23 protein-coding genes are annotated in these 25,951 nt (G+C 73.4%); 17 read left to right on the forward strand and 6 right to left on the reverse strand.

Annotated features, from left to right (window positions below; genetic code table 11):
• From JWR81_RS11010 to JWR81_RS11025, 4 genes are all read left to right on the forward strand, one after another.
• Positions 1-559: DNA-3-methyladenine glycosylase (locus JWR81_RS11010; protein ID WP_367278773.1), on the forward strand; the 559-nt coding region annotated here is incomplete at its 5' end.
• Positions 556-1,050: a methylated-DNA--[protein]-cysteine S-methyltransferase gene (locus tag JWR81_RS11015; protein WP_297650170.1), complete on the forward strand. Its 495-nt coding sequence runs from the start codon at positions 556-558 to the stop codon at positions 1,048-1,050. The genes JWR81_RS11010 and JWR81_RS11015, both read left to right, overlap by 4 nt.
• Positions 1,051-1,157: 107 nt before the next feature.
• Positions 1,158-2,681, forward strand: coding sequence for a DNA recombination protein RmuC (rmuC, locus tag JWR81_RS11020; protein WP_297650172.1), 1,524 nt, complete (start codon positions 1,158-1,160; stop codon positions 2,679-2,681).
• A complete protein-coding gene (locus JWR81_RS11025) occupies positions 2,678-3,349 on the forward strand; it encodes a DUF6542 domain-containing protein (protein ID WP_297650174.1) in 672 nt (223 codons plus the stop codon). The genes rmuC and JWR81_RS11025 overlap by 4 nt, the downstream gene beginning before the upstream one ends.
• Here the strand turns inward: JWR81_RS11025 and JWR81_RS11030 are convergent.
• Positions 3,255-4,238 (reverse strand): 4-hydroxy-3-methylbut-2-enyl diphosphate reductase, encoded by a 984-nt coding sequence (locus JWR81_RS11030; RefSeq protein WP_297650176.1) that lies wholly within the window; start codon positions 4,236-4,238, stop codon positions 3,255-3,257. The genes JWR81_RS11025 and JWR81_RS11030 overlap by 95 nt on opposite strands.
• 117 nt (positions 4,239-4,355) lie before the next feature.
• Here JWR81_RS11030 and JWR81_RS11035 point away from each other — a divergent pair, with 117 nt between their 5' ends.
• The 3 genes from JWR81_RS11035 to JWR81_RS11045 are packed head-to-tail and all read left to right on the forward strand — an operon-like array spanning position 4,356 to position 6,672.
• A complete protein-coding gene (locus JWR81_RS11035) occupies positions 4,356-5,144 on the forward strand; it encodes a lipid droplet-associated protein (protein ID WP_297650178.1) in 789 nt (262 codons plus the stop codon).
• Entirely contained in the window at positions 5,141-6,433 is a 1,293-nt protein-coding gene (gene xseA / locus JWR81_RS11040; RefSeq protein WP_297650180.1) for an exodeoxyribonuclease VII large subunit, read from the forward strand. Before JWR81_RS11035 ends, xseA begins: the two co-directional genes overlap by 4 nt.
• Positions 6,430-6,672, forward strand: coding sequence for an exodeoxyribonuclease VII small subunit (locus JWR81_RS11045; protein ID WP_297650182.1), 243 nt, complete (start codon positions 6,430-6,432; stop codon positions 6,670-6,672). The genes xseA and JWR81_RS11045 overlap by 4 nt, the downstream gene beginning before the upstream one ends.
• On the opposite strand, the gene JWR81_RS11050 is transcribed toward JWR81_RS11045, so the two are convergent.
• Positions 6,665-7,249 (reverse strand): DUF4245 domain-containing protein, encoded by a 585-nt coding sequence (locus JWR81_RS11050; protein ID WP_297650184.1) that lies wholly within the window; start codon positions 7,247-7,249, stop codon positions 6,665-6,667. The two genes, JWR81_RS11045 and JWR81_RS11050, sit on opposite strands and share 8 nt — an antisense overlap.
• 209 nt (positions 7,250-7,458) lie before the next feature.
• Between JWR81_RS11050 and glpX the strand changes: the two genes are divergently transcribed.
• The 7 genes from glpX to JWR81_RS11085 all read left to right on the forward strand — a co-directional run bounded on the left by glpX (position 7,459) and on the right by JWR81_RS11085 (position 15,642).
• Positions 7,459-8,535, forward strand: coding sequence for a class II fructose-bisphosphatase (glpX, locus tag JWR81_RS11055; protein WP_297650186.1), 1,077 nt, complete (start codon positions 7,459-7,461; stop codon positions 8,533-8,535).
• Positions 8,536-8,862: 327 nt separating this feature from the next.
• Positions 8,863-10,278, forward strand: coding sequence for a class II fumarate hydratase (locus JWR81_RS11060; protein WP_297650188.1), 1,416 nt, complete (start codon positions 8,863-8,865; stop codon positions 10,276-10,278).
• Between the two features lie 85 nt (positions 10,279-10,363).
• Positions 10,364-11,554: an EAL domain-containing protein gene (locus JWR81_RS11065; RefSeq protein ID WP_297650190.1), complete on the forward strand. Its 1,191-nt coding sequence runs from the start codon at positions 10,364-10,366 to the stop codon at positions 11,552-11,554.
• A 167-nt stretch (positions 11,555-11,721) separates the two neighbouring features.
• Positions 11,722-12,861 carry an ABC transporter substrate-binding protein gene (locus tag JWR81_RS11070; RefSeq protein ID WP_297650192.1) on the forward strand — a complete coding sequence of 380 codons (1,140 nt, stop codon included), beginning with the start codon at positions 11,722-11,724 and terminating at the stop codon, positions 12,859-12,861.
• Positions 12,862-12,868: 7 nt separating this feature from the next.
• The gene (locus JWR81_RS11075; RefSeq protein WP_297650194.1) at positions 12,869-13,777 is read left to right on the forward strand and encodes an ABC transporter permease; all 909 of its coding nucleotides are present in this window, start codon (positions 12,869-12,871) and stop codon (positions 13,775-13,777) included.
• Positions 13,774-14,559, forward strand: coding sequence for an ABC transporter permease (locus JWR81_RS11080; RefSeq protein WP_297650196.1), 786 nt, complete (start codon positions 13,774-13,776; stop codon positions 14,557-14,559). Before JWR81_RS11075 ends, JWR81_RS11080 begins: the two co-directional genes overlap by 4 nt.
• Positions 14,560-14,631: 72 nt before the next feature.
• Positions 14,632-15,642, forward strand: a complete 1,011-nt coding sequence (locus JWR81_RS11085; RefSeq protein ID WP_297650198.1) for an ABC transporter ATP-binding protein — start codon at positions 14,632-14,634, stop codon at positions 15,640-15,642.
• Between the two features lie 20 nt (positions 15,643-15,662).
• On the opposite strand, the gene JWR81_RS11090 is transcribed toward JWR81_RS11085, so the two are convergent.
• Positions 15,663-16,634 carry a YafY family protein gene (locus JWR81_RS11090; RefSeq protein ID WP_297650200.1) on the reverse strand — a complete coding sequence of 324 codons (972 nt, stop codon included), beginning with the start codon at positions 16,632-16,634 and terminating at the stop codon, positions 15,663-15,665.
• 61 nt (positions 16,635-16,695) lie between these two features.
• Here JWR81_RS11090 and JWR81_RS11095 point away from each other — a divergent pair, with 61 nt between their 5' ends.
• On the forward strand, positions 16,696-17,196 hold the full coding sequence (locus JWR81_RS11095; RefSeq protein WP_297650202.1) for a DinB family protein: 501 nt from the start codon (positions 16,696-16,698) through the stop codon (positions 17,194-17,196).
• A 76-nt stretch (positions 17,197-17,272) separates the two neighbouring features.
• Complete coding sequence (locus JWR81_RS11100) at positions 17,273-18,811, forward strand: ATP-dependent DNA ligase (protein WP_297650204.1); 1,539 nt, start codon at positions 17,273-17,275, stop codon at positions 18,809-18,811.
• Between the two features lie 44 nt (positions 18,812-18,855).
• Here JWR81_RS11100 and JWR81_RS11105 read toward each other — a convergent pair whose 3' ends face one another.
• Positions 18,856-21,969: a DUF87 domain-containing protein gene (locus JWR81_RS11105; RefSeq protein WP_297650206.1), complete on the reverse strand. Its 3,114-nt coding sequence runs from the start codon at positions 21,967-21,969 to the stop codon at positions 18,856-18,858.
• Positions 21,966-22,559, reverse strand: coding sequence for a hypothetical protein (locus JWR81_RS11110; RefSeq protein ID WP_297650208.1), 594 nt, complete (start codon positions 22,557-22,559; stop codon positions 21,966-21,968). Before JWR81_RS11110 ends, JWR81_RS11105 begins: the two co-directional genes overlap by 4 nt.
• Before the next feature lie 394 nt (positions 22,560-22,953).
• On the opposite strand from JWR81_RS11110, the gene JWR81_RS11115 reads away from it, so the two are divergent.
• A complete protein-coding gene (locus JWR81_RS11115) occupies positions 22,954-24,393 on the forward strand; it encodes a GuaB1 family IMP dehydrogenase-related protein (RefSeq protein WP_297650210.1) in 1,440 nt (479 codons plus the stop codon).
• Positions 24,394-24,457: 64 nt separating this feature from the next.
• On the opposite strand, the gene JWR81_RS11120 is transcribed toward JWR81_RS11115, so the two are convergent.
• Positions 24,458-25,801: a PhoH family protein gene (locus tag JWR81_RS11120; RefSeq protein WP_297650212.1), complete on the reverse strand. Its 1,344-nt coding sequence runs from the start codon at positions 25,799-25,801 to the stop codon at positions 24,458-24,460.
• Positions 25,802-25,951 lie beyond the last annotated feature (150 nt).

The raw sequence follows: 25,951 nt of genomic DNA on the forward strand, positions 1-25,951 counted from the left end.
CGCCCCGCGCATCGCGGCGGTGCCGGGGATCCGGCTGCCCGGCACGGTCGACGGCGCCGAGACGGCGCTCCGCGCGGTGCTCGGGCAGCAGGTGTCCGTTGCCGCGGCGCGCACGGCGGGGTCGCGACTGGCCGCCGCGCTGGGCGAACGGCTGCCGCCCGCGCTGGCACAGGAGGGCCCCGACCTGCTCTTCCCCACCCCGGCGGCGATCGCGGAGCGGGGTGCCGAGGTGCTGACCGGGCCCGCCCGACGGGTCTTCTCGGTGCTGGGGCTGTGCGCGGCGATCGCCGACGGCAGCCTCGTGCTCGACGCCGGCCGCGATCCCGCCGACCTGCGCGCCGATCTCGTCGCGCTGCCCGGCATCGGGCCGTGGACGGCCGGCTACCTCGCCATGCGCCTGCTCGGCGACCCCGACGAGCTGCTCGCCACCGACCTCGCGGTCCGCCGCGGCGCCGACGCTCTCGGCCTGCCCTCCGACGTGGACGGGCTGACCGCGCGGGCCGAGACCTGGAAACCCTGGCGGTCCTACGCCGCCACCCATCTGTGGGGGACATCATGAGCACCTGGTCGACTCTGGACACCCCGATCGGGCCGTTCACGGCCGTCGTCGACGCCGGCGGGGCCGTGCTGGCCTCGGGCTGGACGGCAGCGCTGGACGACCTGCTGCCGCTGGTCCACCCGTCGCTGCGGCCGTCCGAGGTGCACGAGGGTGGCCTCGGCGCCGTCGGCGAGGCCATCACCCGCTACCACGCGGGCGAGCTGTCGGCGATCGACGACGTGCCCGTGAGGCAGCGCTCGGGGGAGTTCCTCGAGCACGCCTGGGACGTCCTGCGCACGGTTCCGGCGGGCGCGCCCGTGACGTACACGGAGTACGCCGCCAAGTCGGGGCGTCCGGCGGCGGTGCGGGCAGCGGCCTCGGCCTGCGCCCGCAACGCGGCGGCGCTGTTCGTGCCGTGCCACCGCGTCCTGCGTACCGACGGCACGATGGGCGGCTTCCGCTGGGGCGTGGAGGTCAAGGAGAAGCTCATCGCCCACGAGGCCGCCCACTGACCCACGCACGACCCCGGCCGGCCCGCTCGACCATGCGTTCGACCGTTCGCCGCATCCCCCGGCGCGCCTCGCCCGGAACTGTCGGTGATGGTGTGCACCCTTGATCCGTGGACACCACCGCGCTGCTCATCGGCCTGGTCGTCGGTCTGGCGATCGGGGCGGGCGTCGCCTGGGCGCTCGTCACGGCGCGGGCCCGGGCCACCGTCGCCGACGCCGCCCGCGCCGCGTCCGACGCGTCGGCCATGCTCCGGGCCGACGCCGCGGGCATGCGCGCCGAGCGCGCCGGTCTGCTGGAGCGGCTCGAAGACCTCGGCAAGGCGCACGACCGCGCCGTCGAGCGGCTGCGGCGGGCGGAGTCCGAGGCCGCCGCGGCCGGAGCCGCGCTGCGCGGCGAACGCGAGGCCGGGGCCCAGCGCGAGGAGCTGCTCACCCGCCGCGACGCCGAGCTCAAGCAGGCGTTCCAGGCCCTGTCGGCCGATGCGCTCGCGCAGAACAACGCCCAGTTCGTCGCGCTCGCCGAGGGCCGCCTGAAGGAGGCCACCGCGGCACTACACGCCAAGGCCGATGGCGACGCCGCCGCGCGCGCCACCGCCATCGGCAAGCTGCTCGACCCGATGGCCTCCACGCTGCAGCGCGTGGAGGGGCAGCTGCGCACGGTCGAGATGGAGCGCGAGTCGGCCTACGCGGGGCTCCGCGAGCAGGTCAACGCGATGCGCACCAGCTCCGACGCGCTGCGCGGCGAGACGAAGTCGCTCGTCAACGCGCTGCGCGCGCCGCAGGTCCGCGGCCGCTGGGGTGAGCTGCAGCTGGAGCGCATCGTGCAGCTCGCGGGCATGGTCGAGCACTGCGACTTCTCCACGCAGGTCGTCGGCCAGGGCGAGGACGGCGGTGTCCGGCCCGACATGGTCGTGCACCTCGCCGGCGGCAAGCAGGTCGTCGTGGACGCGAAGGTGCCGTTCGCGGCGTACCTGGAGGCCGTCGAGAGCAACGACCCCGACGTGCACCGCGAGCGCCTCGCCGCCCACGCCCGCCAGCTGCGCCAGCACGTCGACCAGCTCTCGGCCAAGAGCTACTGGGCCGTGTTCGAGCCCTCGCCGGAGTTCGTGGTGCTGTTCGTGCCGGGCGACCCGTTCCTCGAGGCCGCGTTGCAGGCCGACCCCTCGCTGATGGAGCACGCGTTCGCCACCAACGTCGTCATCGCCACGCCCACCACGCTCATCGCGCTGCTGCGCACGGTCGCCTACAGCTGGCGGCAGGAGGCACTTGCCCGCAACGCGGCCGAGGTGCACAAGCTCGGCAAGGAGCTGCACGGGCGGCTGGCCACGATGGGCACGCACGTGGCGAAGCTCGGCCGCAGCCTCGACGGCGCCGTCGACAGCTACAACCGCACGGTCTCCTCGCTGGAGGCCCGCGTGCTGGTCACCGCCCGCAAGCTCACAGAGCTGCACGTCTCCGACGCGGAGCTGCCCACGCCGGGTCAGGTCGAGCGCGCCCCCCGCACGATCTCCGCCCCCGAGCTGCTGGCGTCGGCCGCCGACTCGCTCGTCGCCCTGCACGAGGTGGGCCGGCCCGAGCGCGACGAGGGCTCCGAGCCCGGCCCGCCGGACTCGCGGGCTACCGTGAACGGATGACCCAGCCTGCGAGCCGGACGCCGTCCCCGAACAGGACTCCTGCGCGCGAGCGGAGCCGGGGCGGCGACCGCGTGCGCAGCGGCACCGGCGGCCGCTGGCCGATGCCCGACCGCTCGCTCATCGCCACCGTGCTCGGCGTTCCGCCGCTCGCCGCCATTGGCATCGCGGCCGTGCTCACCGCGGCCGGGGTGCTGTTCGACCTAGCCCGTGCCGGCACGCTCGGCGTCGTCTTCACCATCTGCTACGTCGTGGGCTGCGTGCTCGCGGTGGTCTGGGTACGCCGCTCGGGGCTGTTCGGGCCGATGGTGCAGCCGCCGCTGCTGCTGGCGGTCGCGGTGCCCGTGGTGGTGCTGGTGGCCGGCTCGCAGAAGCCCGGCGCGGGCGTGGCCGAGCGACTGCTCGTGATCGGTGCCCCGCTGGTCAACAGCTTCCCGACGATGGCGTGGGTCACCGGCATCGTCGTGGCGATCGGGGCGTTCCGGCTCGTGGTCCAGCGCCCGCTCGACGGCGAGCCCGCACCGCGGGTGTCGAAGGCCGATGCCGCCCGTGCGCGCGCCGCCGAGCGGGCGGCGGTCAGCCGACCGGCGCCTGCTCGCGGCCCCCGCCCGAGCGAGCGGGACGCAGCTCGCGGGGCAGCGCGAACGTCAAGGTCTCCTCGGCGGTCGTGACCTCCTGCAGCGTGTCCCACCCGCGCTCGGCGAGGTGGTCCACCACGCCGCGCACCAGCACCTCGGGCACCGAGGCACCGCTCGTGACACCGACGGTCCCGACGCCGTCGAGCCACGTGTCGTCGATCTGCTTGGCATAGTCGATCAGGTGCGACGCGCCCGCGCCGGACTGCAGGGCCACCTCGACCAGCCGCACCGAGTTGGACGAGTTCTTCGAGCCCACGACCAGCACGAGGTCGCACTGCGGGGCCATCGCCTTGACCGCGACCTGGCGGTTCTGGGTGGCGTAGCAGATGTCGTCGCTCGGCGGGTTCTGCAGCGAGGGGAACCGCTCGCGCAGCGCGCGGACGGTCTGCATCGTCTCGTCGACGCTCAGGGTGGTCTGCGAGAGCCAGACGACCTTCTCGGGATCGCGCACGGTCACACCGGCGACGTCCTCGGCGTTCTCGACGAGCTGGATGTGCGAGGGCGCCTCACCGGCCGTGCCCTCGACCTCCTCGTGGCCGTGGTGGCCGACGAGCAGGATGTCGTAGTCCTCGCGGGCGAACCGCTTCGCCTCCTGGTGCACCTTCGTGACCAGCGGGCAGGTGGCGTCGATCGTGCGGAGCTCGCGCTCCTTGGCCTGCTCACGCACCGCGGGCGAGACGCCGTGGGCGGAGAACACGACGAGCGCGCCCTGGGGCACCTCGTCGGTCTCGTCGACGAAGACCGCGCCGCGCTCGGTGAGCGTCTCCACCACGTGGATGTTGTGGACGATCTGCTTGCGCACGTAGACCGGTGCCCCGTGCTGCTCCAGCGCCTGCTCGACGGCCTCCACGGCCCGGTCGACACCGGCGCAGTAGCCGCGGGGCTTGGCCAGCAGGACACGCTTGCTGCTCGATCCGGACATGCCCCCCAATGTACGGCCGGGCGGCCGAGGGGGCCCGGGCGACGTGACGCACCCCCTCCGTCCGGTTGCTCACGCCCCCGACCTGCCGCGAATCCGCAGGCAGGGCAGGATGGATGCATGAAGCCGCTGCCGCTGCCGGTACGGATTGCCGCCGGCCTCGTCGCCACCGCCGTCGATCAGGCCCGGGATCTGCCCCGTCTCGTCGTCGAGTTCCCCGTCACCGCCGTGAGCCAGGCGCTGCAGGCCTCGATGCGGGTGCAGCAGAAGGTCACCGAGCTCGCCATCAAGGGCGACCGTGCGCTGGGTGTGCTGCGCCCCGTGGAGGAGAAGCCGAGCTGGGCCACGTTCGACGACGAGGAGCCGCCGCGGCGCAACGGGGCGAGCACCATCACCGCGCTGCGCCCGTCGAGCGCCCGGACGCCGGTGGCCCAGCCGCCCGCGTCCCGGACCCAGGTCGCCCGGCCCCCGGCCGCGCCGCCGAGGCCGGCCACCTCCTCCCCGGCCACGACCGCACCGTCACCGTCACCGTCGAAGCCCGCCACGTCGAAGACGACCACGTCGACGCCCGCGAAGCCCGCCACGTCGGAGGCCCCGCCGTCGAAGCCGGCCCCCGAGCCGCCCACGTCGCCCACCACCGCCACGACCTCCACGCCGAAGGCCCCCTCCACCGACGTCCCCTCCACCGAGGCGCCGGCGACGGACACCCCGGCCGCCGCGGCCGGGAACGACGGCCCGAGCGCCCTGACCGGCTACCAGAACATGACCATCCCCCAGCTGCGCGGCAAGCTGCGCTTCCTCAGCCTCGCCGACCTCGAGGCGCTGCTGGCCTGGGAGAGCGACCACGGTGACCGCGCCCCCTACGTCACGATGCTGACGAACCGGATCTCCACGGTCACGGAGAATTGACCAGGCCCGCCCCGAGCACCACGCCCGAGCAGCCGTGGCCGGTCCGCACCGTCGCGCGGAAGATCGCCGAGTGGGTCGACCGGCTCGGCGCGGTGTGGGTGGAGGGCCAGCTCGCCCAGGTCACGGCCCGCCCGGGCACAGGCACGGCATTCCTGGTGCTGCGTGACCCCGCCGCCGACGTGTCGCTGCAGCTCACCGCGCCCGTCGGGCTCGTCCGTGACGGCGGGCCCGCCGTCGTCGAGGGCAACCGCGTGGTGGTGCACGGCAAGCCGTCGTTCTTCCTCGGCCGGGGCACGCTGAGCCTGCGCGTCGACGAGATCCGCGCCGTGGGCATCGGCGAGCTCCTCGCCCGCATCGAGCGGCTGCGCAAGCTGCTCGCCGCCGAGGGGTTGTTCGACCCCGCGCTCAAGCGGCGGCCGCCGTTCCTGCCCGGCCGCATCGGGCTGATCACCGGGCGCGCGTCGGCGGCGGAGCACGACGTCGTGTCCAACGCGACGGCGCGCTGGCCGTCCGTGCGGTTCCGCATCGAGCACGTCGCCACGCAGGGCGCGCTGGCCGTCCCCCAGATCGTCGACGCGCTGCGCGTGCTCGAGCGCGACCGCGAGGTCGACGTGATCGTGCTCGCCCGCGGCGGCGGCAGCGTCGAGGATCTGCTCCCCTTCTCCGACGAGACGCTGTGCCGCGCGGTGGCGGCATGCCGCACGCCGGTGGTGTCGGCGATCGGGCACGAGCCCGACACCCCGCTCGTCGACCACGTCGCCGACGTCCGCTGCTCCACGCCGACGGAGGCCGGCCGCCGCCTGGTGCCCGACCTCGCCGAGGAGACCGCCCGCATCTCCGGCCTGCGCGACCGGGCTCGGCGGGCGCTGTCGGGCTGGGTGGACCGCGAGCAGCGGCTGCTGGAGTCCCTGCGCGGCCGTCCGGTGCTGGCCGACCCGTTGCGGACGCTCGACGGGCACGCCGACCAGGTGGAGCGGTTGCGGGAGACGGCGCGGACGTCGGTGCTGCGGGGCCTGGACCGGCGCGCCACCGACCTCGAGCACGTCCGCGCCCGGCTGACCACGCTCGGCCCCGCCGCGACCCTGGCCCGCGGCTACGCGGTCGTGCAGCGGGTGGTGCCCGACGCCGCCCCGGACGCGGTGCCGCCGGTGCTCCGCTCGGCCGCCGACGCCGGGCCCGGCACGCACCTGCGGATCCGCCTGTCGGACGGAGCTGTCACCGCGACCGTCGGCGAGGACGAGAAGCCGCGCAAGCCCGCGGCCCGCAGGAAGAAGGCGAGCACCCCATGACCGAGCAGCCCGCACAGCAGCGCCCGGTGACGGACCTGGGCTACGAGCAGGCCCGCGACGAGCTCGCCGAGGTGGTGCGCACGCTGGAGAGCGGCGGTCTGAGCCTCGACGAGTCGGTGGCGCTGTGGGAGCGCGGCGAGGCGCTGGCCCGCCGCTGCGAGGAGCAGCTGGCCGGGGCCCGCGAGCGCGTCCAGGAGGTGCTCGACACCGCGGAACAGGGCCGCGGAGCGGCTACCTGAGCAGCTCGCCCGCCACGGCAGCACCGGCCAGCGCGCGGTACTCGTCGTCGGTGCCGCTGCCGCTGATCACCAGCCGCACCGATCCCCCGCCGGGCGCGGCGACGTCGGCGATCCAGATCGGCTCGTCGGGCCGGATGCCGTACACCACCCACTCCTGCCCGCCGACCTCCTGCGGACCCTGGGCGGCCAGGTGCCGTGTGCCCAGCTGGGCCGCGAGCAGGGCCTCCTCGGTGGCGCCGCTCTGCAGGAGCTGCAGGTAGTTGCTCTCGCCCGTGATGTAGCCGACGCGCACGTCCGTGGTCGTGGTGCCCGCGACCGGGTCCTCCGCCACGGAGTTGGACCGCCATCCCGCAGGCACCGCCGGGACCCGCAGCGCGAACGGCACCGACGACGCCAGCGACCGCAGAGCGGCCGGCGCATCGACGACGGGCACCGCGTTCTGGTCGACCGTCGGACCGGTGGGGGTGAAGCTGAACCCGCGCGACAGGCCCCCGATCACCAGCACCACCGCGACCAGCACGCCGATCGCGACGGCCATGTCCCGCACCGTCAACGCCCCGCGCGCCGGCTTCGTCATCGGCGGGGGACCTGCCGGGGGACGCACGGGCTCGGGCGCGGCGCCGCCGGCGTCGGGCCGGGGCTCGTTGTCGGGCGTATCGGGACTCACATGGCCATCGTCTCAGGCTCGGTCCGCACCGCGAGCCGGGGTGATCTGCGAGGATCACCTCATTCTCCGCCGGCCGCGCGCCGCGCTCGTCGACATGTTCTCTAGCAAAGGAGGCCGAGATGACCACGCCCACGAACGGGAGCGGGAGCGGGGCCCGGCGCCGCGAGGCGCCCGACCGCAACCTCGCCATGGAGCTCGTCCGCGTCACCGAGGCCGCCGCGATGGCCGCCGGGCGGTGGGTGGGCCGCGGCGACAAGAACGGCGGTGACGGTGCCGCCGTCGACGCGATGCGCCAGCTCATCGGCAGCGTCTCGATGCGCGGCGTCGTGGTGATCGGCGAGGGCGAGAAGGACGAGGCGCCCATGCTCTACAACGGCGAGGAGGTGGGCAACGGCGACGGCCCGTGGTGCGACGTGGCGGTCGACCCGATCGACGGCACCACGCTGATGGCGAAGGGCATGCCCAACTCCGTGGCGGTGCTCGCGGTGGCCGAGCGCGGGGCGATGTTCGACCCCTCGGCCGTGTTCTACATGGAGAAGCTGGCCGTCGGGCCCGAGGCGGCCGACGTCATCGACCTGACCGCCCCCGTCGCGGAGAACATCCGCCGGGTCGCGCAGGCCAAGCATCTGCACGTCACGGACGTCACCGTGTGCGTGCTCGACCGTCCGCGCCACGCCGACATGGTCAAGGAGATCCGCCGCACCGGCGCGCGCATCCACTTCCTCTCCGACGGCGACGTCGCGGGGGCCATCTCCGCGGCCCGGCCGAACACCGGTGTCGACATGCTCTACGGCATCGGCGGCACTCCCGAGGGGATCATCACCGCCGCCGCCATGAAGTGCATGGGCGGCGCGATGCAGGGCCGGCTGTGGCCCACCAACGACGCCGAGCGCGCCCGCGCCGTCGCCGCAGGCCACGACCTCGACCGCGTCCTCACCGCCGACGAGCTCGTCCGCAGCGACAACGTGTTCTTCTGCGCCACCGGCATCACCGACGGCGACCTGCTGCGCGGCGTCCACTACAGCCCGGGCGGCTGCACCACCCAGTCGATCGTGATGCGCTCGAAGTCGGGCACCGTGCGGATGATCGAGGGCTACCACCGGCTGACGAAGCTGCGCGAGTACTCCTCGGTGGACTTCGACCTCTCCGACGAGGAGCTCGCCGCCGACCTGCACTCGGCACCGCCCCTGCCCTGAGTGTGGCCGGATCGTGAGCGCGACGCGCCGATCGTGCTCGCCCCTCGTCCCGGATCCCGGACGCTGGACCGATCCGCGCCCCCGAGCAGCCGGTGGGCCACGGCGGGGGCGCATGCGGGCACCGTGGCTCTGGTACTGCTCCTGGTGGCGGCCGCCGCCGCGACGGATCCGGCGGCGGGCCTGGTGCCCAGGCAACACGCGGTCGTGGCGGCCGCGCTCCCGGCCGCCGCCACGGACCCGAGGCCCGCGGACCGGACCGCCGGGGACGTGAGCGGGGACGCAGTGGTCCCACCTGCGGCGAACCCTTGCGGCGAGCACACTGGGACCATGGTCGAGAGCGACGTCACAGACGGCGGGTTCCGGATCGAGCACGACACGATGGGCGAGGTACGGGTGCCCGTCGACGCCCTGTGGCGAGCGCAGACGCAGCGCGCGGTGGAGAACTTCCCCATCTCCGGGCGCGGCCTGGAGCGCGCGCAGATCCGGGCGCTCGGGCTGGTCAAGGGCGCGGCCGCCCGCGTCAACGCGCGCATCGGCGTGCTGAAGCCGGAGCTGGCCGAGGCCATCGCCGCCGCGGCCGACGAGGTGGCCGCGGGGCTGCACGACGACAACTTCCCCGTGGACGTCTTCCAGACCGGCTCGGGCACCAGCTCGAACATGAACGCCAACGAGGTGATCGCCACGCTGGCCGCGAAGGCCGGCGTGGAGGTGCACCCGAACGACCACGTCAACGCGTCGCAGTCGTCGAACGACGTCTTCCCGACCACGATCCACCTGGCCGCCACGGAGGCGCTCGCCACCGACGTCGTCCCGGCGCTGGAGCACCTGGCCGCCGCGCTGCGCCGACGCGAGGCCGACTGGGCCGACGTCGTCACGGCCGGGCGCACCCACCTCATGGACGCCGTGCCGATCACGCTCGGCCAGGAGGCGGGCGCCTGGGCCACGCAGACCGAGTACGGCGCCGCCCGCCTGCGCGACGCGCTCCCCCGGCTCGGCCAGCTGCCGATCGGGGGCACCGCGGTGGGCACCGGCCTCAACGCGCCGGAGGGCTTCGGCGCGGGCGTCGTCGAGGAGCTGCGGACGGCCACCGGGCTGGACGCCCTCACCGAGGCCGCCGACCACATCGAGGCCCAGGGCGCCCGCGACGGGCTGGTGGAGGCCTCCGCGGCGCTGCGCACCGTTGCCGTGTCGCTCTACAAGATCGCCAACGACATCCGCTGGCTGAGCTCCGGCCCGCGCACCGGCCTGGCCGAGCTGCACCTGCCCGACCTGCAGCCGGGCAGCTCGATCATGCCGGGCAAGGTCAACCCGGTGATCTGCGAGGCCACGATGATGGTGGCCGCGCAGGTGATCGGCAACGACGCCACCGTCGCGTTCTCCGGGACGCAGGGCAACCTGCAGCTCAACGTGATGATGCCGGTGATGGCGCGCAACGTGCTGGAGTCGGCGCGGCTGCTCGCGAACGTGTCCCGGCTGCTGGCCGACAAGGTCGTGGACGGGGCCGAGGCCGACGTCGAGCGCACGCGCGAGTACGCCGAGTCCTCGCCCTCGATCGTCACGCCGCTCAACCGCTACCTCGGCTACGAGGAGGCGGCCTCGATCGCGAAGCAGGCGCTCAAGGAGCGCAGGACGATCCGGGACGTCGTGGTGGAGCGCGGTCACCTCGAGAAGGGCACGCTCACCGAGGAACAGCTCGACGCCGCTCTCGACGTGCTCGCGATGGCCCGAGGTGGCAAGCGCTGATACCCCGAACGGGGTAGCCGTTCGACACCCTGCGTTCACATCCGGATGGTTTCCTTCACTCGAATGCCAGGGTGGAGGAGCGACCATGAGTGACCACGGGCGGTTCGCGTTCGAGCCGCTGCTCAACCTCGTCAACGGCAGGCCCGTCGGCGTGGAGGTGCAGCGTTGCCAGGCCCGCGACCAGACCGCGACAGTCGCGCGCAACGCCGTCTGGGGCACCCGGCAGCTCGCGGAGTTCGACTCCGGCATCGCGATCGCGTCGGTGCTGCACGGAACCGGCTACGACGCCACGGTGCCGCTGCACGTCGACGTCCTCGCCGACACGGTGGTGGCCGCGCGCCGCCGCGTCACCCAGCTGCGGACGGCGTTGAGCAACAGGGAGGGCGGCGGGTCCGTGCCGCCGGTGCTGCTCGAGATCAACCCGGCACTGTCGGCCGCCCCACCGGACGCGCTCGCGGACGGCCTCGCCGAGCTGCGTGCCGGAGGCTTCGGCATCGGCTTCGACGCCGTGGGCCGCGGCTTCGGGCTGGACATGATCGCCGAGCTCGAACCCGACCTCGTCAAGATCGACGCACAGCTCGTCTCCCGGCTGCCCCGCGACCCCCGGGCGCGCACGGTCGTGCGCGCGCTGTGCGACGTATGCCGGGCGGTGGGCGTGCGGGTGGCGGCCGTCGGCGTCGCGGACCTCGACGCGCTCGCCGCCGTGCGCGACCACGGGATCCCGTGGGCCCAGGGGCCGCTGCTCGCCGCCCCGCGCAGACGGCCGGCCACCGACGGCATCCTGCTGCCGGTGGACCTGATGCCGCGGATCCACGCGACCCTGCCGTCGCCGGTGCCCCGCAACGCGCCCGCCGCGGCGCCGCCGCTGCCTGTACTGGGCGAGCTGGCGCGCAACGCCGTCAGCCTGCCCGAGGACGCCACCGCCGAGCACGTGCGCCAGGCGCTCGCCGACCACCCGCAGGCCGGCAGCGTGATCCTGCTCGGGGCGGCGGGCCGCCCGGAGGGGTTCCTCGACCGCAACCGCTTCATGCTCACCATCTCCGGTCCCTTCGGCCGGGCCCTCTACGCGAACCGGCCCGCGCACGCCCTCGCCGAGCCGCCGCGCACCACCACGCCGGACACCGACGTCCGGTCCGCGCTCGCCCGGTGCCTGTCCGGCGACCGCACCCGCAGCTACGACGACCTCGTCCTGATCGACGCCACCGGGGCCTGCACGGGCGTCGTCCACGTGGCCGACCTGCTCCAGGAGGCCACCGGTGTGACCTCCGCGGCATGACGTCACCGCCGCGACGATCTCCACGATCGGGCCGGACACCGTGACCGTTTCGAGTCTCGCCATCCGTCGGATCACACCGCTACATTCCACGGACGAGTGATCGTCGCGCTGCGGAAGTAGTCCACAGTGCTCGCCCACCCGGCCCTGAGCGCCCCGAGGAGCTGTAGATGATCACATCACGACGTCGGATGGTGGTGGCCGCGATCGGCACCGCCATCGCCCTGACCACGACGGGGTGTGTGAGCTCCGGCAGCTCCGGCTCCAGCGCGTCGGGCGGCAACGCCTGGGCCACGGCCACGTCGGCACAGGCCGGTGGCGGCACGGACGCACTCGTCGCCGCGGCCAAGGCCGAGGGCACGCTCAACGTCATCGCGCTACCGCCGGACTGGACCAACTACGGCAACATGCTCTCGGCCTTCACGGCCAAGTACGGCATCAAGATCGACTCGGCCAACCCCGACGGGTCCAGCCAGGACGAGATCAACGCCGTCAAGCAGCTCGGCACCCAGGACCGCGCGCCCGACGTGCTCGATGTCGGCCAGTCCTTCGCCACCAGCAACATCGACCTGTACGCCCCGTACAAGGTCGCCACGTGGGACTCGATCCCCGACGCCAACAAGGACGCCGGCGGCGCCTGGGTCAACGACTACGGCGGCTTCATCTCCATCGGCTGCAACGCCAAGCTCGTGCCCACCTGCCCCACCACCTTCGCCGACCTGGCCAAGCCCGAGTACAAGGGCAAGGTCGCCATCAACGGCGACCCGACGCAGGCCGCGTCCGCGTTCGCGTCGGTGTGGGCGGGCGCGCTGGCCAACGGCGGCACGCTCGACAACATCAACCCGGGCCTGACGTTCTGGGGCAACCTCGCCAAGAGCGGCAACCTGCTCAAGATCGACCCGAACGACGCCACCATCCAGAGCGGCCAGACTCCGATCGTCCTGGACTGGGACTACCTCAACGTCACCCAGGCCGAGAAGAACAAGGCCGCGTTCGACTGGAAGGTCGCCGTCCCGTCCGACGGGCTGTTCGCCCAGTACTACGCACAGGCGATCAACAAGAACGCCCCGCACCCCGCGGCCGCGCGGCTGTGGCAGGAGTTCCTCTACTCCGACCAGGGCCAGAACCTGTGGCTCGCGGGCAAGGCCCGGCCGGTGCGCCTCACCGCCATGACCACCGCGGGCACCGCCGACAAGACGCTGGTCGCGGTGCTGCCGCCGGTGGCGGGCTCGCCGAGGTACCCCACCCAGGCCCAGACCGACACCGCGCAGAAGGTGGTGGCCCAGGGGTGGGCCGCCGCCACCTCGTGATCCACCCGTGACGGCACTGCTCGAGGCACCGGCCGCGCCCCCGGAACCCGCCGGGGCGCGGCCGGCCCGGCCCTGGCGCGCCGCGCTGGGGCTACTGCCGTTCACCCTCTACCTGCTGGTCTTCCTCGGCGGCCCGCTGTACTTCGTCGTCAGCGGCGCGTTCTCCACCCCCGACGGGCTGCCGACGTTCGACAACATCATCGCGTCGGTCACCCAGCCCCAGTACCGGCTGGCGTTCGTCTCCAGCCTGCTGATCTCGGCCGTCACCGCCCTGATCGGTGCGGTGTCCGGGGTGTTCCTCGCGCAGGCGGTGATCACCAGCCGCCCCGACAGCCCTCTGCGGCGGATCGTGTCCACGGCGTCCGGCGTGCTCGCCTACTTCGGCGGGGTGCCGCTGGCGTTCGCCTTCATCGGGGCGCTGGGCCAGACCGGGCTGGCCACGCTGTTCCTCAAGGGCATCGGCATCGACCTCTACGGGCTCGGCTTCCGGATCGACTCGCTCACCGGCCTGGGGCTCACGTACGTCTACTTCCAGATCCCGTTGATGGTCATCCTCATCACCCCGACGCTGGAGGGCCTGCTGCCGCAGTGGCGGGAGGCCGCGGAGAACCTCGGGGCGTCGGCGTGGTCGTACTGGCGGTTCGTGGCGTTCCCGGTGCTCGCGCCGGCGCTCGGCGGGGCGGTGCTCGTGCTGTTCGGCAACTCCTTCGCCGCGTACGCCACCGCGCTCGCCCTCACCAGCGGGCAGATCCCCCTGGTCACCAACTCCATCGCGTCGGCCCTGTCGGGCAACGTGCTGGCCAACCAGCAGAACGTCGGCCTGGCGCTGGGCTTCGACATGGTCGTCGTGATCGGCGTCGTGATGGTCGGGTACCTGCTGCTGCAACGGCGCGCGTCCCGCTGGCGTCCGAAGTGACGCGCGGCAGGCGCTGGCGCGTCGTCGTCTTCACCCTCGCGGCCGTCTACTTCCTCGTGCCGCTGATCGCCGCGGGCGAGTTCAGCCTGCGCAGGCCCGAGGGCGGCTACGGCTTCGCCAACTACCTGGCCATCGCCACCGACCCCGTCCTGCTCTCGGCGCTGCTCGTGTCGTTGCAGATCGCGGTGTTCACGGCGGTGCTCGTGCTCGTGCTGGTGATCCCCACGGCCGTGTGGGTCCGGCTGCGCTTCCCGTCGGTGACGGGGCTGCTGGAGACGGCCACGATCCTGCCCATCGTCGTGCCTCCCGTCGTCATGGCGGCGGGCATCGCGTTCGTGCAGGCCAACCTGGAGGCGCCGGTGTTCCGCACGCTGTTCGCCTCGTCCACCACCGCGCTGACGCCGTTCTACGTGGTGCTCGCGCTGCCTTTCGCCTACCGCGCCGTCGACAACGGGCTCGCGGCCATCCCGCTGCGCACGCTGGTCGAGGCGGCCCGCAACCTCGGTGCCGGCCTGCCGTCGGCGCTGCTGCGCGTGGTGCTGCCCGCCATCCGAAGCGCGGTGCTCGGCTCGGCCTTCCTGACGCTCGCGCTCGTGCTCGGCGAGGTCGTGATCGCCCGGATCCTGCTCTACACCGACACCTTCCCGGTTGTCGTCATCGACGTCGGCCGCAGCGCCGCCGGCGTCTCGGTGGCCCTGACGCTGGCCAGCCTGGTGCTCACCTGGGTGCTGCTGCTGATCGTGTCGTTCGCCGGTGGGCGCCGTACGAGGAGTTCCTCATGACCGCCGACGTACTTGTCCCCGCGGAAGCGGAATCATGACCGCCGACGTACTTGTCCCTGCGGAGGCGGAATCATGACCGACGTCATCGCCACCGGCTCCGGCACGGAGACGGCGCGCGGCACCACCGTGGAGTTCCGCGGGGTGCAGCGGGCCTACGGGTCCACGTTCGCGCTCGACGGGCTCGACCTCACGCTGCAACCGGGCGAGCTGCTGGCCCTGCTCGGGCCTTCGGGCTGCGGCAAGACCACCGCGCTGCGCCTGCTGGCGGGCTTCGACAAGCCCACCGAGGGTCAGATCCTCATCGGCGGCAAGGACGTCACGGGCGTGCCGGCCGCCAAGCGCGACACCGGCATGGTGTTCCAGGCCTACTCGCTGTTCCCCACGATGACGGCCGCGGAGAACGTGGCCTTCGGGCTGCGCATGCGGCGGGTCGGGGCGGCCGAGCGCAGGCGCCGCGCCGGCGAACTGCTGGAGCTCGTCGGGCTCGGCGAGCGCGGTGGCTCCTACCCGCACGAGATGTCCGGCGGCCAGCAGCAGCGTGTGGCGCTCGCCCGCGCGCTCGCCGTCTCGCCGTCGGTGCTGCTGCTCGACGAGCCGCTCTCCGCCCTCGACGCCCGGGTCCGTGTGCAGCTGCGCGACGAGATCCGGAGGCTGCAGCTCGCGGAGGGCATCACCACGCTGTTCGTCACGCACGACCAGTCCGAGGCGCTGGGCGTCGCCGACCGGGTGGCGGTGCTCAACGCGGGCCGTCTCGAGCAGGTCGACGTGCCGCAGGAGGTCTACACCCGGCCCGCCACCGCGTTCGTCGCCGAGTTCGTGGGGGTGATGAACGAGGTGCCGCTCCAGGGCGGGCGCATCGTGCCCGGCGGCTCCCACAGCGTGCAGGTGCGGCCCGAGGGCCTGGCGCTCGGCGTGGCGGACGGCCTCACGGCCACGGTTCTGACCAGCACGTTCCTCGGGGCCGTCACCCGCTTCGTGCTCACCAGCGAGGTCGGGGAGCTGACCGTCGACATGGTGAGCGGCCCGAACCTGCCCCGCATCGGCGAGGCCACCACGGTCGGGCCGGTGGCCGCGGAGCGCTGAGGGCAGGCCGCGGTCGCTGCTCAGGCGGTGGTGGCCGTCGCCCGCCCGAACCGCGCACCCCACTCCCGCACGTACTCCACCAGCTCCGGCGGGGCGAGCACCTCGAACTCCGCGCCGATCGAGCCGAGCGCCATCGCGGGCCAGTCGAGCGAGTCTGCCGTCATCCGCAGCAGGCAGTGCTCGGCGTCGAGGGGTTCGGCGGTGGCCCACCGGCCGATCCGTCCCTGCACGACCGCGACGGGCGCCTGCACCCGCACCTCAACCGTGTAGGACGACGCGGGCGACGACTGGAGCCCCGCGCGGACGAACTCGGCCGCGTCGGCGGCGGGCAGGGTCCGGGGGCGGAAGCGGACACCGGTGATGCGTGGCCCGGTGAGCCGGTCGACGCGGAAGCTCCGCCAGTCGTGGCGGCCCAGGTCGTAGGCCACGAGGTACCACCGGCGTCCGACCGGCACGAGCCGGTGCGGCTCGACGTGGCGCTCGGTCCGGTCGCCGCCGCGGGCGGTGTAGGCGAACTCGAGCCGCTCGGTGTCACGGCAGGCCTGCGCCACGGCGATCAGCGCCGCCGGGTCCAGGGCGGGCGCTGCCGAGGTGCCCCAGCTGACGGGTTCGGTGACCGCGCGCAGCGCGTCGACCCGGCGGCGCAGCCGCGGCGGCATCACCTGCACCACCTTGGTCAGCGCGCGGACCGCCGGCTCCCCGATGCCTGCCATCGCGCCCTGCGCCGCCGCCTGCATGCCGACGGCGATCGCGACGGCCTCGTCGTCGTCGACGACCAGCGGGGGCAGCACCGCCCCGGCCGCGAGCTGGTAGCCGCCGTCGACGCCGCGGCTGGCCTCCACCGGATAGCCGAGCTCGCGCAGGCGGTCGATGTCGCGGCGCAGCGTGCGCACCGAGACCTCCAGCCGACCCGCCAGCTCCTCGCCGGGCCAGTGGCGGTGGGTCTGCAGCAGCGACAGCAGGCGCAGCGTCCGGGAGCTCGTGTTGGCCACGTGCCCAGTCTCCGGCAATTCAGGTCGGGAAGTGACCGCTGGGGTCCCTAGAGTCCTGCTCATGACGACGAACGAACGCGGCGACCTGCTGGAGAGCCTCACCGCCCACCGGGGGTTCCTCCTCCACACGGTGCAGGGCCTGACCGACGACCAGGCGCGGCAGCGCACCACGGTCAGCGAGCTGACCCTCGGCGGGCTGGTCAAGCACGTGGCGAGGACCGAGAAGGGGTGGGCCGACTTCATCCTCGACGGGCCCTCGTCCATGGAGATGACCGAGGACAGCTACGCCGAGCACGCCGACGGCTTCGTCCTCCGCGACGACGAGACCCTGGCCGGCGTGCTGGCGGAGTACGAGAAGATCGCGCAGCGCACCGACGAGCTCGTGCGCACCCTGCCCGACCTCGGCGCGGCCCAGCCGCTGCCCGAGGCGCCCTGGTTCACACCGGGCGCGACCCGTTCGGCCCGCCGCGTGTTCGTGCACATCGTGGCCGAGACGGCCCAGCACGCCGGCCACGCCGATATCCTCCGCGAGGCCATCGACGGCCAGAAGACGATGGGCTGAACCGTGAGCGAGAAGAACGAGATCCTGGCGACGCTGTAGCGCGCGGACTGTCGGTGGTCGCTGTCAGGATGGATCGGTGCTGCTCACCGAGGTCGTCTCAACGTCCGCCGCGGTCGGCGCCACCCGCTCGCGCAAGGAGAAGTCGGCGGCCCTGGCCTCGCTGCTGCGGGCCGCGGCCCCCGACGAGGTGGAGGCCGCCACGTCGTGGCTGGCGGGCGAGCCGCGGCAGGGCCGCATCGGCACCGGCTGGCGCACGCTGTCCGGCCTGGCCGGCGATCCCGCGGCCGAGCCCTCGCTGACCGTGTCCGGTGTCGACGCCACGCTCACCGATCTGGCCGCCACGTCGGGTGCGGGCTCCACGCGGCGGCGCAGGGAGCTCCTCGAGTCGCTGTTCGGCGCCGCCACCGCCGACGAGCAGGCGTTCCTCGTCCGGCTGCTCACCGGTGATCTGCGACAGGGCGCGCTCGAGGGCGTCATGCTCGACGCGATCGCGGGCGCCGCTGACGTGCCCGCCACGAGCGTCCGCCGCGCGTTCATGCTCTCGGGCCGGCTGCCCGCCACCGCGGCCACGGCCCTTTCCGGCGGAGTCGACGCGCTCGACGCCGTGCGCCTGCACGTGGGCACGCCGCTGCGCCCGATGCTCGCGAGCCCCGGCGACTCGCTCGACGCCGCGCTGGCCGTGCTGGGCGAGGACGTCACGGTCGAGTTCAAGCTCGACGGCGCGCGCATCCAGGTCCACCGCGACGGTGCCGAGGTGCGGGTCTGGACCCGCACGCTGCGCGAGATCACCGACGGCGTGCCGGAGCTGGTGGAGCTGGTCCGCGCCCTCCCCTGCCGCACGGCCGTGCTCGACGGGGAGACCCTCGCGCTCGACGACGACGGCCGCCCGCGCCCGTTCCAGGACACGATGAGCCGCTTCGGCAGCGACGTCGCGGAGGAGCAGGCACTGCTCAGCCCGTTCTTCTTCGACCTCCTCCACCTGGGCGGCACCGACCTGATCGACGAGCCGCTGCACGTCCGCCTCGACGCGCTGGCCGGCCTGCTCGCCGAGCACCCGCCACTGCGGATGCCCGGCGTCCGCACGCCCACGCCCGAGCAGGCCGCCCAGGTGCTCGACGACGCGCTGTCGGCCGGCCACGAGGGCGTCGTCGTCAAGGCGCTCGACGCCCCCTACGCGGCGGGCCGGCGCGGCAAGGCCTGGCAGAAGGTCAAGCCCGTGCACACCCTCGACCTCGTCGTCCTCGGCGCGGAGTGGGGATACGGCCGCCGCGCGGGCTCGCTCTCGAACATCCACCTCGGCGCCCGCGATCCCGACGGCGGCGAGCCGATCATGGTGGGCAAGACGTTCAAGGGCATGACCGACGAGCTGCTGGCGTGGCAGACGGCCACGTTCCCGTCCTACGCCCGCGAGGCTCGTGACATCCAGGAGGCGAGCCACGCGGTGCTGCTGCGCCCCGAGCTGGTGGTCGAGATCGCTCTCGACGGCGCGCAGCGCAGCGTCCGCTACCCCGGCGGCGTGGCCCTGCGGTTCGCGCGCGTGCTGCGCTACCGCCCCGACAAGACCCCGGCCGAGGCCGACACGATCGAGGCGGTGCGGGCCCTGCTGAACGGGTGAACCGCCCGCTCAGCTCGCCCGGCCCGATCCGCCGCCGCCCGGCCTCAGCCGTCCTGCGCCGCAGCGCGCGCCAGCACCTCCTCCGCCGTGGGCGGGCTCGCCGGGTGGTGGCTCAGGCACATCGGCTCGCGCACCTTCACGAACGACACACCGTCGCCGGCCGCGACGTAGAACTGGCCCGAGGTGAGCCGGGAGATGTCGTCGACCCGGCCGCCCTTGTTCCGGGCCAGCTCGGTGGCCGCGGCGATCTGGGCGCCCGAGTTGAGGAAGCCGAAGAACTGCGTCGCCGCATTCCCGGTGATCCGATTGTGCAGTCCCTTCGGCGCCTGGGTGGCGAACACCAGCCCGAGTCCGTACTTCCGGGCCTGCGACGCCAGCGAGATCGTGCTCTCGGTGCACGCGGTGAGCGCGCCGGACGGCGCGAACGTCTGGGCCTCGTCCATCACGAAGAGCCCCCCGAGCGGCCAATCGCCCGCCGGGTTCGCCTTGACCCAGGAGAACAGCGCCATCTGGAGCTGGTTGACGAATCCCTGGCGCTGCTCGTCGGCCGGCAGCCCGATGAAGCTGATCACGGAGATGCGAGCGCGCTTCCCCGAGCTCGGGGTGAGCAGGGCCGACGGGTCGACGGCCTGACCGGACCCACCGAAGAGCGGATCGTTGATCATCGCGGCCCGCAGTGCCTCCTCCATCTCACCGGCGAGCTTCCGACCGCCGCGCAGGCCGCTGATCCCGTCGGGCAGCTCACCGAGCAGCTCGACGAACCCGCCGAGGGACTGCCCGCCGTTGCGGGCGTAGTACTCCAGCGCCTCCCGCAGCACGGCCTTGCCCTGCTCGATCTTCTTCCCGGTGAGCTGTGCCCGCGGAGCCAGGCTGGCGACGGCGGATCCGATCGCGAGACCGAACTCGTAGTCGTCGTCGAGAACGGGCCCGAACTCCGGTAGCGGCTGGAACGACAGCGGCCGCCCCTTCGACACGCCCGGCGTCCAGACCACCACCTCGGTGTGCGCGAGATAGTCGTCGGCCTTGGCCGCGTCGCCCTCGTTCCAGCTGCTCGGCGGCTCGGGCCACCGGTCGCCCATGCGCGCGAGGTCGTTGTTGGGATCGAGCACGATCGCCGACACACCTTGCAGCGCGCACTCCTCGACGAGCCGCCGGAGCAGCACCGTCTTGCCCGATCCGGAACCGGCGAACACCGCCGTGTGCTTGCGCAGCGATGCGAGCTCGACGAGCACGTCGCGCTGGTCTTGTTCGGAGCGGCCGACCGGCAAGCTCGGCCGCCCCTGGGGCCGGGGCCGCGGGGTCGGGCTGGGCCGCGGCGGCACCGGGACAGGCGTCACGACGGGCGTCGGCGGGATCACGGCGGGCGAGGGGGCGCCCAGCGTCCGCCGGAAGAGCTCGGTGGAGCCGGCCGGCCTGCGCACGGCGAGCCACTCCAGGAAACCCGGGCGCGGTGGCCGCTGCATGACCTCCAGCGCCGCGAACGTCCGCAGGTCGGCCTCGCTGATCGGGATGGCCATACCGCCCAGCTCCTCCAGCTCGGCGACGGCCCGGGCCGTCACGGGACCGTTCGGCCACTCCCGGTTGCGGATCAGCACCAGCCTCCGCTTGTCCGCTCCCGACCGCAGGCCCGACTCGGTGCGCGCCGAGCTGATCCGGCTCTGGACCGCCCGGTGGTGCTGGTGCGCGATCGCCCGGAACGCGTAGTGGGTCTCGTCCTCCGTGTTCTCCTGCAGGGTCCGCCGCAGTCGGGCGTGCAGCGCGGGCTTCTTCCCGCGCATCGCGTCGACGGCGAGCTGCTGCCCGTCCTCGCCCAGCTCGGCGATGTAGGCGCTGAGGCCCGCGGTGAGCAGAGCCGGCATCCGCACGTCCTCGGTGTCCTGGTCCATGGGCGTGACGACGTCCGCTTCCTCGCGCAGCCGCGCGAACCAGGTGTCCATCGCCTCCAGCACGGTGACGGGAGGCAGGTTGGGCGGCGTGACCGGGTCGGACGTGTCGGCAAGGTCCGTCAGCTCGCGCACCTCGCCGGCGTCGAGGCATCCCCGGATGTGGGTGTCGACGCGCTGGAGCAGCTTGCGCGGCGTGAGGGTCGTGGCCCCCTCGAAGGCCGACGGCCTGACCGGCCAGGTCGCGTATCGCGGCCGGAACCCGATGTCGGCGTACCAGCCGCCGAGGTGCTGACCGACGATCGCGGCGGCGATGGCGGAGTCGGGCATGGCGCCCTGGAGGGTCTCGGTCCGGAAGCGGTCGGTCGCCGCGGTCACGGCGTTCTTCTTGATGATCTCCCACGACGCCGGGAGGCACGCCACGATCGACAGCGTCCGACGGGTCGCCTCACGGAGCTCCATCATCCCGTCGGCGATCCCACCGACCACCGCGGTCTGCTTTTCCTGCACGGCGGTGCTCGTGCCCACGGTCGACTGTGTGATGAGCGGGTCGATCTGGTCGACGGCGATCACGGTGGGACCGGTGAGCGCCAGCAGCCGCGACAGGTCCCGCAGCACCAGCTGCCGGGACCTGGCCCCCCGCCGGAAGCCCCACTCCTCGCGAGCCGGTTCCTCGACATCACCGTCGAGGGTGAGGTAGGCGTACCCGATCTCCTGGGTGTCCGGGTCGTCCGCGCGGAACAGCACCAGGGCACGCAGGGTGTTCTGGCAGTCCATCCCGACCTGCCGGTCGACCTTGCGCAGGCCGGTGACCAGCTCGTCAAGGTCACGCCGGGAGACCGGGATGGTCCCCCCGATGCGCAGCTGCGCCAGCGCCGGCATGCCGGCGAGCTGGGCGAGCCTGCGCAGCAGCGGGGTCAGCTGGTCGACCTGGCCGGCGTCGAAGCCGTCGACGACCCCGTGCACCGCGCTGCGCCAGAACTCGTCGCCCTCGAGCAGCTTGACCAGGAAGAAGTAGCCGTCCTCCTGCTGCACGTGCTGGCGCACCCAGCGCAGCATGTGGGTCTTGCCCACACCTCGCTCGCCCTGGAGCACGATGCCGAGCGGGCTCGCGCCGGAGCTCGTCCGCGCCTCCTGAACGGAGCTCAGAACGGCTCGCCCTACCTTCTCGTGCAGCCCCTCGACGTGGTGCGTGACCGGGGTCCACACGTCGTCCGGGGTGACGGCCCAGTTGAACTGGACGGCTTCCAGCGCCGCCCGCTCCTCGTCGGTCATCCGGCCTCGATCATCAGCAGGTGCCGGTCGTCGCCACCGAAGTGCATGGCGGCAGCACGGTCGGCGTCGGTGAGCGCCTTCTGGTTGGACTCGGCCTGGACGTGCACGCCCGGCGTGCTCGCCATCCGCTCCAGCTCCCCGTCGACCTCCGTACGGGGGACGCCGAACAGCTCCTCCCTCAAGGCCGCCAGGCCCACCCAGTCGCCGGCGGCCGTCGCGAGCCGGGCGTAGGCACCGCGGATCTGCTTCTCGACGTCCGGCCGGAAGATCTCGTGGAGCGGTCGCCCGCTCCGTCCCAGCCCGGCGAGCAGCGCGTAGAGCGCTCCGCCCAGATACCCGGCCCGCGGCGGAACCGGCTCGGACATCTCCGCCGTGCACCACGCCGCGCCGTCGTCGGTCAGCTCGTGCGCGAAGACGCGCCCCACCTTCCGCGACGTGACCAGCTTCCGGTCGTTCAGCCGGCGGCGCGGCGCGCCGTCCAGCGCGAGACCGGCCACGGCACGCAGCTCGGCGTTGGTCACCTCACGCGCCTCGGCCATCAGCGCGAGCAGGATCGCTCGCTCGCGGTTCGTCAGGTCGTCAGCGGGCACGGTTCGTCCTCCGGGTTCACGGTGTTCCCTGGTCGAGAATCTCGGTCGCTCCCGGCCGGGTGATCAGCTCCACCCGGCCGTTCCTGCTGGTGAGTGCGCCCTCTGCGCGGGTCTCACGGCCCTCGCGATGGGCCTCGACGACGTGGTCTTCGCCCTCACCTCGATCGAGCGCGACCAGCTGCAGACGGGATGGGGGAGCGTGATGCAGAGGTCGATGCCGTCGTGGTCGATGTCGTCCTTGTAGACCACCAGTCCCGCGGCGGGGCGAGCACGCGGACGTAGGCCTTATCGAACCTGCCCTGGTGGTTGATCGCGTCGAGCATTCACGCCTTTCCAGGCGCCCCCGTCGCGGGTTCGCCACAGTGTTTTCGCTGCGGCGTACACTCCCGTTACCGTGCGCTTCCTCGACGGTCAGTCCCCCCAGCACGACCTCACCTACGACGACGTCTTCCTCGTCCCGGCCCGGTCCGCTGTGGCCTCCCGCTTCGACGTCGACCTCTCCACCGCCGACGGGTCGGGTGCCACGGTCCCCATCGTCGCCGCCAACATGACGGCCGTGGCCGGGCGCCGGATGGCCGAGACGCTGGCCCGCCGTGGCGCCCTGACGGTGCTGCCGCAGGACGTCGCCCCGGAGGCGGTGACGGAGATCGTGAGCTGGATCAAGTCGCGGCACCCCGTCTGGGACACCCCGCTCGTGCTGCACGCCGGCGACGCCGTGGCCGAGGCGCTGAGCCTGCTGCCCAAGCGCGCGCACGGCACCGTCGTCGTGGTGGACGACGGGGGCCGCCCGGTCGGGACCGTCGACGAGGCCGCGTGCACGGGAGTGGACCGCTTCACCCGCCTCGCCGACGTGCTCGACCCGTCGCCGGTCACGCTCCCGCTCGGCACCCCTCCCCAGGAGGTCTTCGAGGCCCTCGGCGGGCGCGGCGTGGCGCTCGGCCTGGACGCCGACGGCCGCCTCGCCGGGCTGCTCACCGCGCTCGGGGCACTGCGAGCGGAGATCTACTCCCCCACGCTCGACGCCGGGGGCCGGCTGCGCACCGCCGCCGCGGTGGGCATCAACGGCGACGTCGCCGTCAAGGCGAAGGCCCTGCTCGACGCGGGGGTGGACGTGCTCGTCGTCGACACGGCGCACGGCCACCAGCAGAAGATGCTCGACGCGCTGGCGGCGGTCCGCGCCGTCGTCACCGACGCGGGGTCGACGGTGCCGATCGCCGCGGGCAACGTCGTCACGGCCGAGGGCGTGCGCGACCTCGCCGCCGCGGGCGCCGACATCGTCAAGGTCGGCGTCGGTCCGGGCGCCATGTGCACCACGCGGATGATGACCGGGGTCGGGCGCCCGCAGTTCTCCGCCGTGCTGGAGTGCGCCGCCGCGGGCCGCGAGCTGGGCGTCCGCGTCTGGGCCGACGGCGGGGTCCGCCACCCGCGCGACGTCGCGCTGGCGCTGGCCGCGGGCGCGTCGGCGGTGATGATCGGGTCCTGGCTGGCCGGCACCTACGAGTCGCCCGGCGACCTGCTGCGCGACGAGGCGGGGCGGCCGTACAAGGAGTCGTTCGGCATGGCGTCGAAGCGCGCGGTGAGCGCCCGCACCCGCGGCGACGGCGGCTTCGACCGCGCGCGCAAGGCGCTGTTCGAGGAGGGCATCTCCAGCTCGAAGCAGCTGCTCGACCCCCAGCGTCCCGGCGTCGAGGACCTCCTGGACGGCATCTGCTCGGGCGTGAGGAGTGCAGCGACGTATGTCGGGGCCCGCACCCTCGACGAGCTCGCGGAGCGGGCGACCGTCGGCGTCCAGACGACGGCGGGCTTCACCGAGGGCACGCCCCACGGCCTCTGACGAACCGACGAGCGGCACTCTCGTCGGAACCTGTCCGACGAGAGTGCCGCTCGTTGGGGGGTTGCTAGGCCGCCGGACCCTCCAGCATCTCCGTCACCAGCGCGGCGATCGGGCTGCGCTCACTTCTCGTCAGGGTGACATGAGCGAAGAGCGGGTGGCCCTTCAGCTTCTCGATCACCGCGGCGACGCCGTCGTGCCGGCCCACGCGCAGGTTGTCGCGCTGCGCGACGTCGTGCGTGAGGACGACCCGGCTCGCCGTGCCCAGCCGCGAGAGCACGGTCAGCAGCACGTTGCGTTCCAGCGACTGCGCCTCGTCGACGATCACGAAGCTGTCGTGCAGCGACCGCCCGCGGATGTGCGTCAGGGGGAGCACCTCGAGCATGCCGCGCGCGATCACCTCCGTCATGACGTCCTCGCTGACCAGCGCACCGAGGGTGTCGAAGACGGCCTGGGCCCAGGGCCCCATCTTCTCGGCCTCGCTGCCGGGCAGGTAGCCGAGCTCCTGACCGCCCACGGCGTACAGCGGCCGGAACACCACGACCTTGCGGTGCTGCTGGCGCTCCAGCACCGCCTCGAGCCCGGCGCACAGCGCGAGCGCCGACTTCCCGGTGCCGGCCCGGCCACCGAGGGAGACGATCCCGATGTCGGGGTCGAGCAGCAGGTCGAGGGCCACTCGCTGCTCCGCCGAGCGGCCGTGGAGCCCGAACGCCTCGCGGTCGCCGCGGATGAGTCGCACCTGCTTGTCGGCCGTGACCCGGCCCAGCGCCGCCGAGCCGCCGCCGGTCAGGCGCAGTCCCGTGTTGCAGGGGAGCTCCCGGGCCTCCTCGTGGTCGATGACGCCGTCACGGAACAGCGTGTCGACGTCCTCGGCCGTGACCTCCAGGTCCGTCATGCCCGTCCAGCCGGACGGCACCACGTCGAGGGCGTGGTACTCGTCGGCCTGCAACCCGACCGCGGCCGCCTTGACGCGCAGCGGCATGTCCTTGGTGACGAGGACGACCTCGCCACGGCCGTCGAGCTTGCGCTCGGCCGCCAGGTTCAGCGCGCAGGCGAGGATGCGGCTGTCGTTCGAGTCCGTGCGGAAGCCCGCGGGGAGCACCTCCGGGTCGGTGTGGTTCAGCTCGACGTGCAGCGTTCCGCCGGCGGTGCCGATGGGCACCGGTGCGTCCAGGCGGCCGTGCTCGATGCGCAGCTCGTCGAGCGTGCGCAGCGCCGTGCGGGCGAACCACCCCAGTTCCGGGTGGTGCCGCTTGCCCTCGAGTTCAGAGATCACCACCAACGGCAGGACGACCTCGTGCTCGTCGAACCTGGTCAGCGACCAGGGGTCCGACAGCAGGACGGAGGTGTCGAGCACGTAGCAGCGGGTGGTGCGATCCGAGACGGGGGCGGTACGACGATCGTCGGTCACGGGTGCTCCCTCGTGGGCGCGGCACCGCGCCCACACTCTGGTGGGCCGGCCGGCCCTGGCTCGGGCATCCGCGGCGGAGCCGCACATGCCCGTGAGGGCCGGGTGCCGGCCCCCTCGGGTGTCAACACCACGACCAGGGCCTCCCCGAGC

It is taken from the genome of Pseudonocardia sp. (genome assembly GCF_025965585.1).
In the GTDB taxonomy this organism is placed as follows: Bacteria; Actinomycetota; Actinomycetes; order Mycobacteriales; family Pseudonocardiaceae; genus Pseudonocardia.